The 17989-nt window shown below is 52.9% G+C and carries 14 protein-coding genes; 7 read left to right on the top strand and 7 right to left on the bottom strand.

Annotated features, from left to right (window positions below):
• The first annotated feature begins 128 nt into the window (after positions 1 to 128).
• On the top strand, positions 129 to 2477 hold the full coding sequence (locus ACOOGA_RS04915) for a glycoside hydrolase family 65 protein (protein WP_420429749.1): 2349 nt from the start codon (positions 129 to 131) through the stop codon (positions 2475 to 2477).
• A gap of 41 nt (positions 2478 to 2518) precedes the next feature.
• Positions 2519 to 3175 (top strand): beta-phosphoglucomutase, encoded by a 657-nt coding sequence (pgmB, locus tag ACOOGA_RS04910; RefSeq protein WP_420429747.1) that lies wholly within the window; start codon positions 2519 to 2521, stop codon positions 3173 to 3175.
• Here pgmB and ACOOGA_RS04905 read toward each other — a convergent pair.
• The gene (locus ACOOGA_RS04905; RefSeq protein WP_420429745.1) at positions 3172 to 4194 is read right to left on the bottom strand and encodes a LacI family DNA-binding transcriptional regulator; all 1023 of its coding nucleotides are present in this window, start codon (positions 4192 to 4194) and stop codon (positions 3172 to 3174) included. The genes pgmB and ACOOGA_RS04905 overlap by 4 nt on opposite strands.
• A gap of 252 nt (positions 4195 to 4446) precedes the next feature.
• Between ACOOGA_RS04905 and ACOOGA_RS04900 the strand changes: the two genes are divergently transcribed.
• A complete protein-coding gene (locus tag ACOOGA_RS04900) occupies positions 4447 to 6714 on the top strand; it encodes a TonB-dependent receptor (protein WP_420429743.1) in 2268 nt (755 codons plus the stop codon).
• Between the two features lie 181 nt (positions 6715 to 6895).
• On the opposite strand, the gene ACOOGA_RS04895 is transcribed toward ACOOGA_RS04900, so the two are convergent.
• The 4 genes from ACOOGA_RS04895 to ACOOGA_RS04880 all read right to left on the bottom strand — a co-directional run bounded on the left by ACOOGA_RS04895 (position 6896) and on the right by ACOOGA_RS04880 (position 11466).
• Positions 6896 to 7099: a CsbD family protein gene (locus ACOOGA_RS04895; protein WP_420429741.1), complete on the bottom strand. Its 204-nt coding sequence runs from the start codon at positions 7097 to 7099 to the stop codon at positions 6896 to 6898.
• A 236-nt stretch (positions 7100 to 7335) separates the two neighbouring features.
• Positions 7336 to 9153, bottom strand: coding sequence for a glutamine--fructose-6-phosphate transaminase (isomerizing) (gene glmS / locus ACOOGA_RS04890; RefSeq protein WP_420429739.1), 1818 nt, complete (start codon positions 9151 to 9153; stop codon positions 7336 to 7338).
• Positions 9154 to 9156: 3 nt separating this feature from the next.
• Positions 9157 to 10527 (bottom strand): bifunctional UDP-N-acetylglucosamine diphosphorylase/glucosamine-1-phosphate N-acetyltransferase GlmU, encoded by a 1371-nt coding sequence (glmU, locus tag ACOOGA_RS04885; protein WP_420429737.1) that lies wholly within the window; start codon positions 10525 to 10527, stop codon positions 9157 to 9159.
• The gene (locus ACOOGA_RS04880; RefSeq protein ID WP_420429735.1) at positions 10528 to 11466 is read right to left on the bottom strand and encodes a phytanoyl-CoA dioxygenase family protein; all 939 of its coding nucleotides are present in this window, start codon (positions 11464 to 11466) and stop codon (positions 10528 to 10530) included.
• 114 nt (positions 11467 to 11580) lie between these two features.
• On the opposite strand from ACOOGA_RS04880, the gene ACOOGA_RS04875 reads away from it, so the two are divergent.
• The 3 genes from ACOOGA_RS04875 to ACOOGA_RS04865 all read left to right on the top strand — a co-directional run bounded on the left by ACOOGA_RS04875 (position 11581) and on the right by ACOOGA_RS04865 (position 13833).
• Complete coding sequence (locus tag ACOOGA_RS04875) at positions 11581 to 11772, top strand: hypothetical protein (RefSeq protein WP_420429733.1); 192 nt, start codon at positions 11581 to 11583, stop codon at positions 11770 to 11772.
• A gap of 125 nt (positions 11773 to 11897) precedes the next feature.
• Positions 11898 to 13010, top strand: a complete 1113-nt coding sequence (locus tag ACOOGA_RS04870; RefSeq protein ID WP_420429731.1) for a sensor histidine kinase — start codon at positions 11898 to 11900, stop codon at positions 13008 to 13010.
• A gap of 88 nt (positions 13011 to 13098) precedes the next feature.
• Positions 13099 to 13833 carry a hypothetical protein gene (locus tag ACOOGA_RS04865; protein ID WP_420429729.1) on the top strand — a complete coding sequence of 245 codons (735 nt, stop codon included), beginning with the start codon at positions 13099 to 13101 and terminating at the stop codon, positions 13831 to 13833.
• Here the strand turns inward: ACOOGA_RS04865 and ACOOGA_RS04860 are convergent.
• Complete coding sequence (locus ACOOGA_RS04860; protein WP_420429727.1) at positions 13830 to 14729, bottom strand: LysR family transcriptional regulator; 900 nt, start codon at positions 14727 to 14729, stop codon at positions 13830 to 13832. The genes ACOOGA_RS04865 and ACOOGA_RS04860 overlap by 4 nt on opposite strands.
• A 44-nt stretch (positions 14730 to 14773) precedes the next feature.
• Positions 14774 to 15988, bottom strand: a complete 1215-nt coding sequence (locus ACOOGA_RS04855; RefSeq protein WP_417460524.1) for a DUF547 domain-containing protein — start codon at positions 15986 to 15988, stop codon at positions 14774 to 14776.
• Between the two features lie 418 nt (positions 15989 to 16406).
• Here ACOOGA_RS04855 and ACOOGA_RS04850 point away from each other — a divergent pair, with 418 nt between their 5' ends.
• Positions 16407 to 17912 (top strand): CoA-acylating methylmalonate-semialdehyde dehydrogenase, encoded by a 1506-nt coding sequence (locus ACOOGA_RS04850; RefSeq protein WP_420429725.1) that lies wholly within the window; start codon positions 16407 to 16409, stop codon positions 17910 to 17912.
• The last annotated feature ends 77 nt before the right edge of the window (positions 17913 to 17989 follow it).

Genomic DNA, 17989 nt, shown 5'->3' with positions numbered 1-17989 from the left:
TTTCCCTATGGCGTGATCGTAGGATCTTCCCAATCGCTACCGAAGCCGAAAGCGAATATATCAGTATTGCAATCGATTGCAAAGAAGATATTATAGCGGTGATTCTAAGGTCGAGTGAAGGGAAGATCGTGACCGTGAGTTCTGCTGATAAGCGCGGCAATGCTGCACCTCAATTTATAGCCAACCCTTGGTGTCTCATAGAAGATGGCTTTGAAGGTGACACGCTGGCGGTGGGGGAAACCCTGTTTGCGCAGGCCAATGGCTATATCGGAACCCGTGGCACGTTCGAAGACCCTATTGCTCCCGGTGTGGCTTCGGTTGAGGGAACGTTTATCAATGGCGTCTACCTGCGGGAGCCCATCCATTATGATGAGGGCGCTTTTGGCCTCGCGACCCATAATAACAAAATGATCCTTGTGCCGGACGGCAAGCGGTTTGAGCTGGCTGTGGGCGGTGATGTGCTGAAACAGGGTAAAAACGCATGCGCGTCTCAGCGCCGCTCTCTGGATATGCGTACAGGCGTGCTTGAGCGCACGACACGGTGGGAACTGGGCGCGGGCAAGTTTGTTGATGTTCGGTGTGAGCGTTTTGTCTCGCTCGCGCGGCCGGGATTGATAGCGTTTCGCTACAAGGTTAGCTCTGACGGTTACCGCGGTGAAGTCACGCTTAAGACCGGCCTCGATGCTGCCTACGGTGCAACAGGGCGGGGCGGTGATCCCCGTGCCGGTGCGCTTTCAATCAAGGATTGCCTGACCACGCCAAAGGCCGAACTGGTGACGGGCGGGCGTGTTGTCAGCCACAGTGTGACGGCAAGCGACGCGGTGGTGAATGCAGGGTATATCCTGAGCTTCGGTGAGCGAATGGGCAACAATGAGGTTTTGGCGCCGGGCTTTTGGGGGCATGAGGTCTCAGTTACATTGACGCCAGGCAGTGAAGTGGAACTGACAAAATACGTGGCCTACAGTGACGGGGTGTCAGCTGATCAGGCACGACTTATGGCCCTGTTGCGCGCTGATCTTGAAGCAGCACAAAAAGCCGGGTTTGACAGCCTGCTGGCTGAGCACAAGAAGAAATTCTCAGCCTTTTGGGCGGCCGCAGATATTACCGTTGCCGGGCCAGTTGCCGTGCAGCAGGGCATGCGCTTCAACCTTTTTCATCTGTTCCAAAGTGCGGGCAAAGACGGCAAGCGGGCCCTGAGCGCCAAAGGCCTCACAGGGGCAGGGTACGACGGGCATTATTTCTGGGATACGGAAATATATGCGGTGCCATTTTTTGTTTTTACAAAGCCGGAGATCGCGCGTGCGCTGCTCAGCTACCGAATAGGTTCGCTTGATAAGGCGCGAGAACGCGCCCGCACCATGGCGCACAAAAAAGGTGCGTTGTTTCCGTGGCGCACGATTGGCGGGGAGGAATGCTCCAGCTATTTCCCCGCGGGCACAGGGCAGTATCACATCAACGCGGCGATTGCTTATGCGGTCCTCCAATATGTGGGTGCCACGGGGGACGATGGTTTCCTCAAAGAAGGTGGCGCCGAGCTGTTGTTTGAGACCGCGCGGATCTGGATGGACCTCGGGCATTTCAACCCACGCAAAGGTGGGAAGTTCTGTCTGAGCGAGGTGACAGGCCCTGATGAATATACCGCGATGGCGGACAACAACCTCTATACCAACATGATGGCACAGCATCATCTTGAGCACGCCGCAGCACTGGCCGAGCGCATGCAGGCAGACATGCCTGATGTTTACAAGTCTCTTCAGACGAAAATCGGGCTTGAGGATGAGGAGGTTGGGGCTTGGGCGGAAGCCGCGGCCAACATGTATCTGCCGTATGATGCGGCGCTTGGTATTCATGAGCAATGTGACGGCTTCCTCGATAAACCGGAATGGGATTTTGACGGCACGCCCGAGGATCACTACCCGCTGCTCTTGCACTATCACCCGCTGGTCATTTATCGGCACCAGGTGTTGAAGCAGCCGGACGTTGTGTTGGCGCAGATGCTTTTGTCAGACAAGTTCGAGGCAGCCGACAAACGCCGCAATCTGGCTTATTACGAGCCGCGCACCACGCATGACAGCACGTTGTCCGCCTGCATGTATGCGATCGCGAACGCCGAGGTAGGCGACAAGGCAAAAGCGCTTGAATTTTTTGAAGAAACCTACCGCATGGACATCGATAACCGGCATGGTAATACCCATTACGGGGTGCATATCGCCTGTATGGCGGGCTCCTGGATGGGGGTGACATATGGTTTTGCCGGGATGCGGTATGCATCTGGCAGGCTATCGTTCGCACCGTATCTGCCGGAGGGGTGGGATGGCTATGGCTTCAAGGTCCAGTTTCGCGGCCAGACGGTAGAAGTAGCGGTATCCACCAGCGGAGCCGAATATACGCTTTCTGGCGATGGCCCGCTTCTGATCAGCCATCACGGTGAAACCATCAAGCTGATAGCCGATGGACCGAGGCTGATGCCCCTCTAAATATCGCCTTCTAAATATCTATTTGTTGCAGGAGTGTTTTTGTGTCTTCGTTTAAAGCCTGTATTTTTGACTTGGATGGGGTGATTACTGATACCGCTCATTATCATTATCTCGCATGGCAGCGGCTCGCTTCGTCAGTAGGTGTTGTTTTTGATCAGGCTGATAATGACCAGCTTAAAGGTGTCGGGCGTATGGAATCGCTCGAGTATATTCTGGCGAAATCTGACAGGGTTTTCTCGCCTGCAGAGAAGGCTGTACTCGCGCACCACAAGAACGAAGATTATAAAAACCTTATCCGTGAAATTTCACCTGCCAATATCCTTCCGGGCATTAGGGAAGGGTTTGATTGGCTGAAAGCTGAGCGTTGGAAAATTGGTCTGGCGTCCGCCAGCCGAAACGCGCCGCAGGTGATCAGAAGCCTCGGTATCGCAGATGTTTTTGATTACACAGCGGATGCAGGGGCGATCCCGAACGGGAAACCGGCCCCGGATATCTTCCTTGATGTCGCGCGTGCCTTCGGCCTTAAAGGTGACGAATGCATCGGGGTGGAAGATGCTGCAGCGGGTGTTGCTGCTATCAAGGCTGCAGGTATGACGGCGATTGGTATTGGGGACGCAAGCCTTCTTAAGGAAGCAGATATCATCCTGCCTCAAACAGATTTTCTGCTGGAAAATGGGCTGAAGATGTTGGCAGCCTAGGCGTTACCGCAAGACTGCCGCACAACCAGTTCAATGGGCATAGCTGTATGCTCAACTGCCTTGCCACCAATGATATCAAGCAGGTTGCGCACAAGAAGCTTGCCGCCAAGGCGGATATCCTGCCGCACTGTTGTGATGCCCGGTGTCGCAAATACGGCAAGCGGGTTATCGTCAAAACCAACAATGGCGATATCATCTGGCACGGCAACACGGGCTTCGCTCAGGCGTTTCACCACACCAAGCACGATATTATCGCTGACCGCAAAAATGGCGTCACACTTGAAGGTAGGGTCGAGGATGATGTGGTCGGTTTTCATATAACCGTCTGAGCGGGAAAAATCTGTCGGGATGACAAGGTCTGCATCAAACGGGATGCCCGCAGCCCGAAGCGCGTCACAGTATCCATCTAGCCTGTGTTCCATCTCAGGGTGGCGGGCGTCACCCATAAAGGCGATTCGCTTGCGACCGTTGCGAATAAGCAGGGACGTTGCTTCATAACCGCCGGTGCGGTTATCGCTGCCGACGGTCATGTATTCATGCTCCGGCATTTCCGCGCCCCAAACAATGAAGGGTGTGCCGCTTGCAGCCAAACGGTCAAGGCGCGGATCGTTACGGCCCTGACCAATGATGATCAAACCGTCCGCACGTTTGCTGTCGATATAATAATCAGCGAGGTCATCAATGTCGTGCGGGTTGGTTGAGAGCAGAAGATCATACCCATGATGGGCGGCCTCGTCGGCTATGCTGCCCAGCAGTACCATCAAAAACGCGTCCGAGACCTCGTGGCCCCACTCTTTGTCCACAAGCAGTACAACGGCCAGCGTGTGTGTTTTCTGGGTGCGAAAGTTGCGGGCCGCAGTGTTGACTTTGTAATTATGCTCACGCGCGATGCTCTGAATGCGGGCACGTGTTTCCTTGTTGATCAGTTCACTGTTTTTCAGCGCGCGCGAAACCGTCGCCTCAGAGACGCCAGCCAGGTGCGCGATATCCGCCATGGTCAGATTTTTGCTTTTGTTCATCAGTTTTTACTACATGCAGTTTTGCCCGATTGTCGAGGATTATTACAAAATCATGCAATCGATTGAAATTTTGTATTGCAATCGATTGCAAAGAAGCGTAGCTATAATGTTATCAACGCCTCTGTGCGCGGTTGGCTATTATAGTATTTGCCGGTTGGTAGCTTTATAGGTCAGGCTCCCATCATGGTATCAGCCCAACAAGTCGCGGCGTGAAGAGGTCAAGGAAAAGTAAGGCGTGGGAGGGCCAAACTAATGCGTTTTTCATACGGAGTATTGAAATCCACGACCGCGATTGCGGCTGTCATAGCCATGTCGGCGACTGCGGTTTCTGCACAGGATGCAGAAGCTGATACAGATGCAGACAATATGGCATTTGAAGAAATTGTTGTTCTGGGTACGCCCGGCGGTGCCGGTGTGCGCAAACAGGACGCAAGCTTCGCTATTACAACAATGAATGCTGATACCATCGGCCTTGCGGGCGCTAAAAGCACCGCAGAGCTGTTCACGCTGGTGCCGGGCGTTTGGGCGGAGAGCTCAGGCGGTATTGCGGGCGCCAACATTGATGTGCGTGGTTTACCAGGGGGCGGCGACGCACCTTTCGTAACCATGTCCCTCAACGGTGCGCCAATCTATGGCACCGAGATGTTGTCTTTCTTTGAGCAAAGCTCCATCTTCCGGGTGGATGAAACCATCCGGTCTGCTGAAGCACTGCGCGGCGGTCCAAACTCTGTGTTCTCGAACGGTGAGCCGGGCGTAACGCTGAACTTCAACCTGAAGAAGGGTGGGCCTGAAACTGAGGGCCGGGTGAAATACACCACGTCTGATTATGACCTGCAGCGCGTTGATGCGGTGCTTTCCGGTCAGCTTGATGACGGGCTTTATTACATGGTTGGCGGTTATATCCGCAGCTCTCACGGTGTTCGCGATGCTGAGTTCAACTCGGAAAAAGGGAATCAGTTTACCGTCCATCTGACCAAAGAGTTTGATAACGGTGAGATCAGCGCCTTCACCCGTGTGACCGATGATCACGGCCAATGGTATCTGCCAATGGCGCTGTTTACCGGTAATGATCTTGGTGAATTTTCACAGCTTGGCAATAACACCCGTTTCCGTACGCTGCAGGTGCACGGCAACGGTGAAACCGAGCAGTTTGATTTCGCTGACGGGCGAGGTTGGGACGGTTCCATCTCAGGGTTGAAGATCGACTTTGACCTGGGCGATGGCTGGCGCGTTCGTAACAACACATCCTATACCAAGGGTGCTGCCGATACATACGGCCTGGTGCCCGATGGCAGCCCGGTTCAGGTTTCTGCGCTTGCCAGCGGTTCTGCAACCACACTTGGCGGGGTTGACCTCGCGGGCGGCGAATACGTTCAGAACTACGGTCACTGGGTTGTGCAGAAGGATCTCGAGAGCTTTACCAACGATCTCAGCCTCAATAAAATGGTTGGTGATCATGATGTAACCTTTGGTTACTACAAGGCAACTTGGTCGTCTGATGATTTTTGGACCATTGGGAATTTCACCCCGCTCCATAACGTAGCGAACGGTGATTTCCTTGACGGCGGCACTGCGTGCTCAGACCTCGCTGATGCGGGTTCAGGCTCCGGCTGTTGGGCGTACGGGATTGATAGCGCGGGTGACGCGACAGCAGATGCGCTCTATATCGCGGATAGCTGGCAGATCACACCTGAACTGCGGTTTGACTTTGGTATCCGCCACGAGTGGTTTGAGATTGATTACACACTCGATAGCGGCCCAGGGTTCCCAGATGGCACACGCGATCTGGCTACAACGCTCAACGATAAAGAGTGGGCGTATACAGCTGCGGTGAACTATGACTTTAGCGATGACCTCGGCGTGTTTGCGCGCTATTCAGACGGTTACCTGATGCCTCATTTTGACGACGTGCGGGAAAACAACCTCAACGTCAACGGCGTGAAACAGCTTGAAGGTGGTGTGAAGTTCTCCAGTGACCATGTTGGTATGTTCGCGACCGTCTTCTACAACAAGAATGACAGCTTCTCGAGCGTGGTTGGCAGCACGCTGGGTGCAGTTGCATTCAAGACCCGTTCCGTGGGCGTCGAGTTTGAAGGCCACTATACTTATGATGCCTTCAATCTCTCTTTCCTCGGCACATTGCAGGACGCCGAGATTACATCGTCAACAACAGCAACCGATGTCGGCAATCAGGTTCTGCGTCAGCCGAAATGGCAGGCTCGTATCTCGCCAAGCTATGATTTTGAGCTTGGTAACACAACGGCCACGCTTTACGGCGCGGTACAGCTTGTTGGCAAACGCTTTGGTGACAACGGTAATACCGTGGAACTTGAAGGTTATGAGAAAATTGATGCAGGCATTCTTGTCCGCACCAGCTCAAACCTCTTCTTCCAGGTTCATGCTGATAACCTGACAGACAGCCATGGTATTACCGAGGGTGACCCTCGTAACCCTGCTGCCCCGAACGGTCGCCCAATTCTGGGTCGGTCCTTCAAGTTCAGCATCGGCTATGACTTCTAGGTTTTAAGTATCGGGCCTCGGGCGGTTGTTTCGCCGAGGCCAACTCCCCTAATGGTTTCCCACCCAGTATTTGGGGCCTGACGCCACATCTTTTCCAAGGTGTGGCGTCTTTTTTTCTGATGCTCATCGACAAGAAAGGTGCTCACCGCATAGATGGCGAACATTTGCCGTGATGTTTTTCCTAGCGATTGTGCCTTAATTGCCAGGCTTCGATTTCTGCTTCAGCGGCTTCTTTGCTCTTGCCGTAGCGCTCCTGCAGTAGGCCGCAAAGCTTTGTCGCGTCGCCTTCAATCTTGTCTATTTCATCGTCCGTGAGTTTGCCCCATTGTGTCTGTACGCTACCTTTCAGTTGGTTCCACTTTCCTTCAATGATTTCCTTGTTCATGATTTTCTCCTGTGAGGATGTGTTTGCGTAATGCTGTGAAGCAACACAACTTTGCTGAGATTGATGTCAGTTTTGAATGTGCGTCTTCAGTACGAGCATAAAAATGTCGTCAAGCTTGCCATGCAAACTACCGGAGCGGCGAACGTGACGGTACAAGATGGATATCCAGATACGAACGGGAGTATTGATGGTCTATCGAGGAAGGCCACAGACATGACCACTGGGTGACGTTATTTTTATTCAACCGTAACTGATTTGGCCAGATTGCGAGGTTGGTCAACGTCTGTGCCTTTTTCAACCGCGGCATAGTACGCCAGAAGCTGAACCGGAATGGCGTAGATGATCGGGGCAACAAGTTCGCCCGCAGTTGGCATCTGAAAACGCGCGAACATGCCTTCAGATTCACTCTCGGCATTGTCAGACAACAAGATAACCTTGCCTTGGCGCGCCATGATTTCCTGTAGGTTGGAAACCGTTTTGTCGATCAAATCATCGTTCGGTGCGATGCCTATCACCGGCACGTTTTCATCAATAAGTGCAATGGGGCCGTGCTTCAGCTCACCCGCCGCATACCCTTCGGCGTGGATATAGCTGATTTCCTTGAGCTTGAGCGCGCCTTCCATGGCGATGGGGAAATGGATGCCACGCCCGACAAACAGCACGTCACGCGCGTGTGCAATTGACCGCGCAATATCTTGCAGTTTTTCATCATGATGTAGCACCTGTGCCATCAATTTTGGTGCTGTTTCCAGTTCTGCCACATAGGCATCCTCCTGCTCACTGGTGATTTGGCCTTTTGCAGCCGCGAGGTTTATCGCAAAGGCGGCAAGGACACTGAGCTGGCAGGTGAAAGCCTTGGTGCTGGCAACGCCAATCTCGGGCCCGGCGTGAATGGGGAAAACAACGTCCGCTTCGCGCGCCATCGAGGACCCCATTACGTTTACGAGCACACCGATATGCTGGCCCGCAGCTTTCGCGTGCCTGAGCGCTGCGAGTGTGTCCGCGGTTTCGCCTGACTGCGAGATAAAGAGCGCAAGACCGCCATCAACATAAACCGGGTCGCGATAGCGGTATTCCGACGCGATATCCACCTCAACAGGCACACGCGCCAGCTTCTCTATCCAGTAGCGTGCAACAAGGGCCGCGTAATAGCTGGTGCCACAAGCCACGAGCGTAATTTTGGGAACAGTTGCCAGCTCAAACGGCATATCTGGCAGGTGTACCTTGCCCTTGTTGGGGTCAAGGTATCGGCCAAGAGCTTGAGCAACCACCGTCGGCTGCTCGAAAATCTCTTTTTGCATGAAGTGCCGGTGGTTCCCTTTGTCGACCATGGTGGCGGCGACCTGGCTGAGTGTAACCGGGCGGGCTACAGCATTGCCGCCAGCGTCATAAACCTGCACGGCTTCGCGGCTCAACTCAGCCCAGTCACCTTCCTCCAGATAGATCAGGCGGCTTGAGAGGCCCGCAAGAGCCATGGCGTCTGACCCAAGATAGTTTTCACCGTCCCCCAGCCCGACAACAAGGGGGCTGCCCTCACGCGCGCCAAACATCAAATTTTTCTGGCCCTTGATAAGGACACAAAGTGCAAAGGCGCCTTCAAGGCGGCTGAGTGTTTTCTGGAAAGCGTCTTTGGGGGCGAGGCCATCGTTCAAATAGCGGGTAAGGAGGTGCGCAACAACTTCCGTATCAGTCTCGCCTTCAAAGGTGACGCCTTTATCAAGGAGCTCAGTTTTGAGCGTGCGGAAGTTTTCAATGATGCCGTTGTGCACGATGGCGATACGGTCTGTCATATGAGGGTGCGCGTTGGCCTCTGTGGGTTCGCCGTGGGTTGCCCAGCGGGTATGACCGATACCACTATTGCCAACCAGAGCATCCTTCTCAAGCTTTGCGCTCAGGTTTTCGAGCTTACCGGGGGCCCGGCAGCGAGTGAGCTCGCCGTTATCCAGTGTGGCAATGCCCGCGCTATCGTAGCCGCGATATTCAAGACGCTTCAAGCTCTCAAGGATGCGCGGTGCTGCTGCACTTTTACCCAGTATTCCAATAATTCCACACATGGCTCAGCGCCCTTTCTGTTTTTCTGTGAGCGCCGCTTTTTTGGCTGCTTGTGTTTCCCGGAAGGTGGCTGCAAAGCCTGCTCGGTTGCGCTGTAAGCCGCGGGCGACAGCAAGAGCATCGCCTTCGACATCCTTGGTTATCACGCTGCCAGCGCCTACCAGGGCACCATCGCCTATGGTCACTGGGGCAACAAGGGCAGAGTTGGAGCCAATGAAGGCACCTGCGCCAATGTGCGTTTCGAACTTTAGGAAACCATCGTAGTTACAGGTGATAGTGCCAGCGCCGATATTGGCGTCTGCACCGATGGTGGCGTCCCCAATATAAGACAGGTGACTTACCTTAACGCCGTGTTCAAGCTTGGCCTTTTTCACCTCAACAAAGTTGCCGATTTTGGCACCTTCGCCAATGTCAGCGCCTGGTCGCAGGCGTGCAAACGGTCCAACCGTAGCGCCAGACCTGATGTGTGTGCCTTCAAGGTGTGAATACGCTTTGATGGTTACGCCGTCTTCAACAGTTACGTTCGGCCCAAAATATACACCGGGCTCAATGGCGATGTCGGCACCAAGCTTTGTGTCATGGCTGAAATATACCGTTGCCGGATCGACCATGGTGACCCCGCCGGCAAGCGCTTCACAGCGTTTTCTGTCCTGGAAGGTTGCTTCTGCCAGCGCCAGGTCTTCACGGCTATTGATGCCAAGAACATCTTCTTCCTGCGCTTCGACAACAGCAACATTACAGCCGTCTTTGCGTGCGGCTGCCACAAGGTCAGTGAGATAATATTCACCGGAAGCGTTATCATTTGAGAGTGACGCTAACCATGGGAATATCTTCTCCCCGTCAATCAGCATCATGCCCGAGTTACAGAGGTCGATCTGGCGTTCATCCTCTGTGGCGTCCTTAAACTCAACGATGCGCTCAAGCGAGCCATTGGCTGCGGTGACAAGGCGTCCGTATTTTGCTGCATCTTTGGGGCGGAAACCCAGGACGACAAGGCCTGTGTTCGGTGATGTAGCCTTTGCGACAATCATGTCATCCATCAGGCTTTTGGGGATGAAGGGTACATCGCCGTACAGCACAAGAACATCGCCCTTGGCGCCTTCAAGTGCCGCTTTGGTCACCATAACTGCGTGGCCTGTGCCCAGTTGTTCCGTTTGCGTAACAATTGAACAGTCCCGTGCTTGAGCTTCCACCTGCTCACGGTCAGCACCAACAACCAATACGGTTTTCTGTGGAGAGAGTTCTTCGACGCTATCAAGCAAATGGTGCAACATCGCCTTGCCACCGATGGCGTGCAGAACTTTGTGCAGCTTGGATTTCATTCGTGTACCTTTGCCAGCGGCGAGGACGACGACAGAAATTGGGTGCTTCGGCATTTACTTTTGGCTCCCCGGCCTTTGATGTTCCAACATGTCTTTTGCATCTATCAGATGCCAGCTGGACCTTACCCCACGTTTTTTAGCCTGTTTGTCCATGTGGCGCCAATAGGCTTGCAGGAAAAAATGTTGTACGCCCCGCATGACCTTAAAACCGAACCCGGGCCATAGGTTGAACGGGTTATGGCGGCTAAAGGCCCATATTTCTATCCTGTTGGCACCCGGTGCCGCCTGTCCACGGCCGTGGAAACCGTTGGTATTGGCAATAACAAGTGTGCCAGCTGATGCTGTGATGCCTTCGGGCGCGGGCAAATCCATCTGTTCGAGGTCTACTGCGTCCGCGCGAAACGATCCTTTCTCAGAGTATCCATCATGCAAGCGGGCAGCAGTCAAAGACCGGTGATACTCCCACCGGAGCCGCTTGGGCGTGAGGCGGTTTGAGCCGCGTACATAGGTGAACGGCCCATGTTCCGGCTTCACATCTTCCAGAAACAACCAGGCCTTCATTGTGGGATGAAAGGTATCAGAGTGCATGGTCTTTTGCGGGTCGGCATTTCCTTCAAGGTAACCGTTGCGTATGCGCTGGATATAGAGAAGCGGCATGGTCGCTTTTGCACCGGCGTATTGCAGCAGGTGGAGAAAGCGAGAGGAGTTTGTGATGGCAGACAGGGTAGGGCGGATTTTTTTCGTATCGGATGTAATCAGAATGCGCTGTGTCGCTGTGTTGCCTTGTATCATTTGCCGCGTTTCGCCGTTGAAACTTGCCAGTTCGCTTTTTATGGCTGCTATTTCGTCCTGTGTCAGGAAATCGGGAATCACACAGAAGCCATTTTCCGCATACTCATGGCGTAATGACTGCGGCATTTTGCGGCTGAGTAGAAACCAGCGAAAATGGGCCGAGATGCGAGCCGCAAGCACGCGGAATACATGAAGCCCCATTCGGTTCAATACCTGTGACCCGATGAAAGGATTCGCCTTGAAAGACTTGCTCTGTGTGAAAAGAGCGAAAAACCACACGGGCCACATATATATTTTCTGTATTTTCGGCATAATATGGCTAAGGAGTTATCCTATTGGTATCTCAACCGGTTGTTAGATGTTTTGCCGCAGCGGCAGCATAAGCGCAATGGTAAACCCGGAACCTATTCTTCTCTTTCCAGTTTTTATTCATGTAATGGAGGCAAAAATAGCGAAGGGAAGAAGGAAAAAAATATTCCTGAAGGCAAATCCCGGAAGAAATGTTAGACACCAATACAGGTTATTTGCTTAAATCTGCCTTGCTCGACCTGTTTACTTGGGGAACCTATGTCAGATCAACAGATGTGTTTGCGCGGCAAATACGCTTTTAGCGCCACCGAAGGGAGGGGCTGATGGGCATATTGCACGCTGACCTGCTCATTCTGATAGGCATGATACTGGTGCCTGTGACGCTTCTTGCCAAAGTGCGGCGGCTGACCGGGCTGGACCGTGGTCTCAAACTGATTCTGCTCGGCTCATTTTTTCTGTGTATGGCGGCGTTTGTTGACTATCTCGAAGAAACCGCACTGAAGCCCTACCTTGATGCCATGGCAAGCAAAGACGCCTGGAACCTGATGGTGGCGGCCTTTGGGTACGTGCCGGGGCTTTTCCTTACGGCCCTGGGTCTCTCTCGCTGGTTCAAGGTTTCGCTTTTGTGGGAAGAAGAAGTCAGGCGTCGGAAGGCTGCCGAATCTGAACTTCGGCAACGCACAAAACAGTTGCAGCAAGCCGTTGAAGAGGCCGAGCGCGCAAGCCGCGCCAAGACGGAATTTCTGGCTAAAATGAGCCATGAGCTCCGCACACCGTTGAACGCAATTATCGGTTTTTCCGAAGTGATGAACATGCAGGTGTTTGGGCGGCTGGGTGAGCGCAGGTATGAAGAATACAGCCATCTCATTCACCGTAGTGGTAAGCTGCTCTTGGATATCATCAGCGATATTCTCGACCTCGCGAAAGTGGAGGCCGGGAAGCTGGAGTTGGACGAAGAAGACTTTTGCCTTGGTGAGTTGCTCGACGAATGTTTGCCGATAGTTGAGTTCAATGCACGTGACAAAGGGCTCACTCTAGAAAAACAGATCGTAAAGGGCCTCGACCTGAGGGCTGACCGCCGCATCGTCAAACAGATGATCCTCAATCTGCTGTCGAACGCGATCAAGTTCACCCAGTCAGGTGGCAAGATTACGGCGGTAACGTTTACAATGCCCGATGGCGGACATGCATTGATGGTGAATGACACAGGGGAAGGTATGCTCAATGAGGAGATCGCGATTGCGCTTGAACCTTTTGGGCAGATTGAAAGCGTGATGACCCGCAGCCACGAGGGCACCGGGCTTGGCCTTTCACTCGTGCGGACATTTATTCAACTGCATGGTGGTGAAATTTTTATCGAGAGCAAAAAAGGCGTGGGTACAAGTGTGTGCCTCAAGTTCCCTGAAGGTAGGGCGTTGAAAAAGGCGACCAGTTAGGTCGCGGTAACATTTAACTTGTGAGTAGTCGGTGAGATCAAGATTTCTAATATCTCTATTCCTCCTGGTGGCTTGGAACAGTAGCCTTATGGCACAGGACAAGGTTGATAACCCGTTCGCGCCAGATAGCTGTCTGGCAGCGCAAAGTGAAGGCAGGCGTTGGCTTCCCTATTGTGATGAGGCACAGGCGTTGCACGCCGGGTTGACCCAGCGAACGAGAACTGCATCAATCGAGCTTGCCCAATTGAAGAAGCTGCTGTTGGACGCAAACGATCTCTCGATGTGGCAGTTCCTCTCTCTCAGCCTGGCGGAGCGCAGCCCCTACTATGCAAGTTCACAGCGCAAAATAGCCCTGATGGATGAGATCGAGGCAACCCTCAATAAGGACGCGAGAGCTGACCGTTTTATTGCGCTTGCAATGCGGGTGATACGCGCGCATGCAGTGGGCAATGGGCCGGCGGAGAATGTTATTGAAGACGCGACGTTGTTGCTTGAAGGCGAAAAGAACCCGCATCTTCTCGAGATGCTCAGCTCGACATTGATCAAGCACACCAACGTCCTTATGACGCTTGGGGATTATCAGGCTGCGATGCTATCGTTGCAGACGTGCGAGAAGGCGTCGGATGCTTGGGGAAATCCGCTCATGCCGCAGCGGTGCTATAACCTCGCAAGGTTGACAGGCCGGGAGCCAGCGGAGTTCTTGCAAGAGGTCGCAAAACGCGAAAAGATGCTCACTTGCGGCCGGGACTTGACCCCCCTATGCAACCTGTTTCGGAAAACAGGGCACGGGAAATATCTGGTAAGCAACGCCGCTACAGACTAGCTAGCCCCCAACAGGGCACGGCGTTCCGATGTCACCAGCGTTTTCAGGAATGAGGCGACCCGATCAATATGAGGCTCCGGGTGTAATTCCGCGTGAACCACAAGCCATAAGTCTCTCAGTATCGAAAGCTCGTTCGGTAGGACTGTGGTGAGGCCTTTCATCCGGTCTGCGAGATAGCAGGGCAGGAGCGCGATGCCGAGGCCTGCTTCTGCGGCGTGCGCCTGGCCTGTCACGCTTGTGGTGCGAAAAATAACCTGAGGGTCACCAATGGCTTTATCAAGCATCTGTAGTTCGGGTACTGGCAGCAGGTCCTCCACATACCAGATGAAGTGATGGTGGCTCAGGTCAGGCAATCTCACGATTGGTGGGTGTTTCTGCAGATAGCTGGGGGCTGCGTATAGCCTCAACCGGTAGTCGCCCAGTTTTTCAGAAACCACTCGTCCATGCCCTGGCGGCGAAAGCGTAATCGCTGCGTCTGCATCCCGGCGACTGAAGTTAAGGGAGCGTGTTTCTGCAACAAGTTCGAGTGTGATACCGGGGTTGTGGCTGCGGAAGCTGGTGCAATGGCGTGCAACGAACTGGCTGCCGAAGGCTTCGGGTGTGGCGAGGCGCACAGTACCAGAAGGTCCCTCAGTGGACGTAGGCTCTATTTCGTCAAGGAGGGCGACAGAGCCTGCCTCCATCTTTTCTGCATGTACGAGTAGCCGCCTGCCGTTCTCATTGAGCTTATAGGAGCGGTTTTCCCGGTCGAACAGTTTCAGGTTTAATTGTTCTTCCAGTGCCGCAATACGGCGGGCGACAGTGGTGTGATCAACACCAAGACGCAGGGCCGCCGCGGCAAGTTTACCGCGGCGAGCCAGTTCAAGAAAGTAGCGTAGATCGTTCCAGTCAAACATAGACTATGTCTACGCGATCAGGCGTCCTTCGCCTAGCAGGAAGATCAGTTATTGCCTTCCTTTTCGGGAGTTTCGTTTTCAACCTCTTCGACGTCGACATTGCCGGGTCGCATAGATTTATTCTTGCGTACTTTCTGAATATACTCAGTGACATATTCGGGGAACCGACTTTCGATTGGAGCCAGTTGATAGTTGGCATATGTATCCAAGTTCCAGTCACCGATGCCGAAATTAACGTCAGGCAATATTTCGCCTGCCCCGTCGTTCGAGCTCACTAGCGCGGTTGTTAAGGCCGCCGGGTTTGATGCTGCCGCTGAACCTTTACTGGCAGAGCCAGCATACAAGTCAGCTATATAAAAGTCGTTTGTTGAGGCCTTGATGCGTTTGGCGTTTTGAATTCGGTCGTGCAGGGCGAATTCTGTAAGACTGACAAAATGTTTCTTCAGGTCCTTTTCCCAGTCAGGGAAGAGTTTCTTGTTTTTTTTGTAGTATTCGGAGATGTGCAGGGTTGAACCCTTGGGCCGCATGCCGCGATTGGAATTAACAAATTCCTTGGCGTTTTCGACAAGTAATTTGTGGACGGTGCGACCGGTATAGGCTTTGTCTTGAATGTTAGGACCACCAACATATCCTTGAAACAGGCCGTACATCACCAAGGTGCTATCCCATTTCTCAACTAGAATATCATGGACGTCATTCAGGGATAATGGAATGCCTGAAACGGTCATCAGTTTTTGGTCCCAAAGGGCTGGCTCTTTGCGGGACCCTTTAAGGAGAGGGCGGAGCGACTTCATTGGGTACTGTTTGGTCAATTCGATAATAATGGTGATGTTGTGTAAGTTTAGCCAGTAGGCCAGTTGTTCGTTTTTCGTCCACAACCGAAGTGGTGCCTGCTCGGGTATCGCCTCTAATTCTGTCTTGATCTGTTCGAGAATTCTAAGGTTTTCCTCATAGTCAGCGAAGGCAGGGAAAGCGATACGATTGCCTTCGTTTCGCGTGCTGCTCGTATTGCCGCGGACGGTTCTGGTACCGAACACGGGCCGGGGTGAAGACGCTACTGACCGGTCAGATGTACCAGCATCAAGAACCGTCATGTCTAAAATGGCGTTCCAGTCATCATAGCGGATTTCAATAGGAGAACCTTTGGTCTCTCCCCTGAAAGGTTCGGGAATATTTTTCTCATCGGCGAAGCTTGGTGAGTTTAAAGCGCCGGCGGCCACTAGTAGCAGACCTGTAATTAAGGCGGTTGCTCTTTTCATGTCGTCCCCCTGTAACGTTAGTGCCCTATGTTAACTCATACTAATCCCAACAGAAAGTTTATGACTTTCGGTGTTAGTTTAGGGGGGGATGCTTTGAGAATTCAAGTCAAACTATGTTGCCTGGGCTAGCAAGGCGTATGCCTTATGGTCCTTTAGTTTATTTTATAAGCCTTTAGTTTATTTCAGCCGATGCGCTACTGTTGTGGTTCGGTTTTTGAAGAAATTTCAATACACCCGGCAAAATATCATAATGTGCAATATTGCACATAAGTTGATGCAAAACTTCTTAGTGATCTGCAATATCGCATAATGTATGCTCCGCGAGATTTTGGGATGGAGTGTGCCGCCCAAAGAGCAATTTTCCGAAAGCTTATTTGGAAACGCCTTGTTCTTAAGCGGCCAATTTGGAGAATTTATCATGTATGAGCGTCATCATTATATTAATGGCGAAACTGTAGAGGGCACTTCCGGTCGTTTTGGCCCCGTGTTCAATCCTTCAACCGGTGAGCAGGCGGGCAAAGTTGCCCTCGCGAACAAATCCGAAGTTGAAAACGCCATCGCGGCGGCAGAGGCTGCTTTCCCGGCGTGGTCTTCCACGTCCGTTGTGAAGCGTGCGCGGGTTTTGCAAAACCTCGTTCACATTCTTTACCGTGAAAAGGACAGGTTGGCAGAAGCACTGTCATCTGAGCACGGTAAAGTATTCTCAGACGCACAAGGCGATGTACAGCGCGGGCTTGAGGTTGCAGAGTTTGCGCAGGGCGTTCCTCACCTTATCAAAGGTGAATTTTCGGACAATGTGTCCACCGGCATTGATATGTATTCCATGCGCAAGCCACTTGGTGTTGTCGCTGGTATCACACCTTTCAACTTCCCGGCGATGATTCCACTGTGGATGAGCTGTGTGGCTATCGCCTGCGGCAACACTTATGTGTTGAAGCCAAGTGAGAAAGACCCAAGCGTGCCGCTCTTGCTGGCGGAATGCTGGAAAGAGGCAGGCCTGCCGGATGGTGTGTTCAACGTAGTGAACGGTGACAAGGAAGCCGTTGATACCGTGTGCACGGACCCGCGCGTGAAAGCTGTCTCTTTTGTTGGTTCCACACCAATCGCCCAATATGTTTATGCAACAGCCACAGCACATGGCAAACGCTGCCAGGCGATGGGCGGCGCCAAAAATCACATGCTGATCATGCCGGATGCCGACCTTGATCAAGTGACAGACGCTCTTATAGGGGCAGCTTATGGCTCAGCCGGTGAGCGTTGCATGGCAATCTCTGTTGCGGTTCCTGTTGGGAAAGCGACTGCGGACAAGCTTGTAGAGATGTTGAAGCCGCGTGTTGAAGCGCTCAAGATCGGTCATTCGATGGACACCGAAGCCGAAATGGGCCCGCTTGTAACTGCTGACCACCTCGCAAAGGTTCGTGGTTATCTTGATCTTGCTGATCAGGAAGGTGCTACGGCTGTGGTTGATGGCCGGAACTTTGAATACAAGATGCAGGGGTTTGAGAACGGCTACTACCTTGGTGGGTCCCTGTTCGATAACGTCAAGCCGGGCATGCGTACCTACAAAGAAGAGATCTTTGGCCCAACGCTTCAGGTTATGCGCACGGAAAGCTTTGATGAAGCAGCAAACCTGCCGTCGATCCATGAGTTTGGTAACGGTACGTCCATCTATACTCGCGACGGTGACACTGCGCGCGAATATGTGAACCGTGTTGAAGTAGGCATGGTTGGCGTGAATGTACCTATCCCTGTGCCGCTGGCGTTCCACACTTTTGGTGGCTGGAAAAACTCAGCATTCGGCGACATCAACCAGCACGGTATGGAAGGCGTACGTTTCTATACAAAAACAAAAACTGTAACGTCACGTTGGCCAACCGGTATTCGTTCTGGCGCGGAGTTTGTCATTCCGACGCTGAACAGCTAAATTACGACACCCGAAGGGCTTCGGCCCTTCGGGTTTATCTGTCACGAGGCAAAATAATAATAGTATCAAGTGTTTCA

The organism is Kordiimonas sp., from assembly GCF_965216265.1.
In the GTDB taxonomy this organism is placed as follows: domain Bacteria; phylum Pseudomonadota; class Alphaproteobacteria; order Sphingomonadales; family Kordiimonadaceae; genus Kordiimonas.
Note: the sequence above shows the minus strand (reverse complement) of the source record. Positions and strands in the feature narration are given on the sequence as shown.

What these genes read in the sequence shown, in the direction of transcription:
- ACOOGA_RS04905 (WP_420429745.1), bottom strand. Translation starts at nt 4,194, where the DNA reads ATGAACAAAAGCAAAAATCTGACCATGGCGGATATCGCGCACCTGGCT.
- ACOOGA_RS04900 (WP_420429743.1), top strand. Translation starts at nt 4,447, where the DNA reads ATGCGTTTTTCATACGGAGTATTGAAATCCACGACCGCGATTGCGGCT.
- ACOOGA_RS04895 (WP_420429741.1), bottom strand. Translation starts at nt 7,099, where the DNA reads ATGAACAAGGAAATCATTGAAGGAAAGTGGAACCAACTGAAAGGTAGC.
- glmS (WP_420429739.1), bottom strand. Translation starts at nt 9,153, where the DNA reads ATGTGTGGAATTATTGGAATACTGGGTAAAAGTGCAGCAGCACCGCGC.
- glmU (WP_420429737.1), bottom strand. Translation starts at nt 10,527, where the DNA reads ATGCCGAAGCACCCAATTTCTGTCGTCGTCCTCGCCGCTGGCAAAGGT.
- ACOOGA_RS04880 (WP_420429735.1), bottom strand. Translation starts at nt 11,466, where the DNA reads ATGGGGCTTCATGTATTCCGCGTGCTTGCGGCTCGCATCTCGGCCCAT.
- ACOOGA_RS04875 (WP_420429733.1), top strand. Translation starts at nt 11,581, where the DNA reads ATGGCTAAGGAGTTATCCTATTGGTATCTCAACCGGTTGTTAGATGTT.
- ACOOGA_RS04870 (WP_420429731.1), top strand. Translation starts at nt 11,898, where the DNA reads ATGGGCATATTGCACGCTGACCTGCTCATTCTGATAGGCATGATACTG.
- ACOOGA_RS04865 (WP_420429729.1), top strand. Translation starts at nt 13,099, where the DNA reads ATGGCACAGGACAAGGTTGATAACCCGTTCGCGCCAGATAGCTGTCTG.
- ACOOGA_RS04860 (WP_420429727.1), bottom strand. Translation starts at nt 14,729, where the DNA reads ATGTTTGACTGGAACGATCTACGCTACTTTCTTGAACTGGCTCGCCGC.
- ACOOGA_RS04855 (WP_417460524.1), bottom strand. Translation starts at nt 15,988, where the DNA reads ATGAAAAGAGCAACCGCCTTAATTACAGGTCTGCTACTAGTGGCCGCC.
- ACOOGA_RS04850 (WP_420429725.1), top strand. Translation starts at nt 16,407, where the DNA reads ATGTATGAGCGTCATCATTATATTAATGGCGAAACTGTAGAGGGCACT.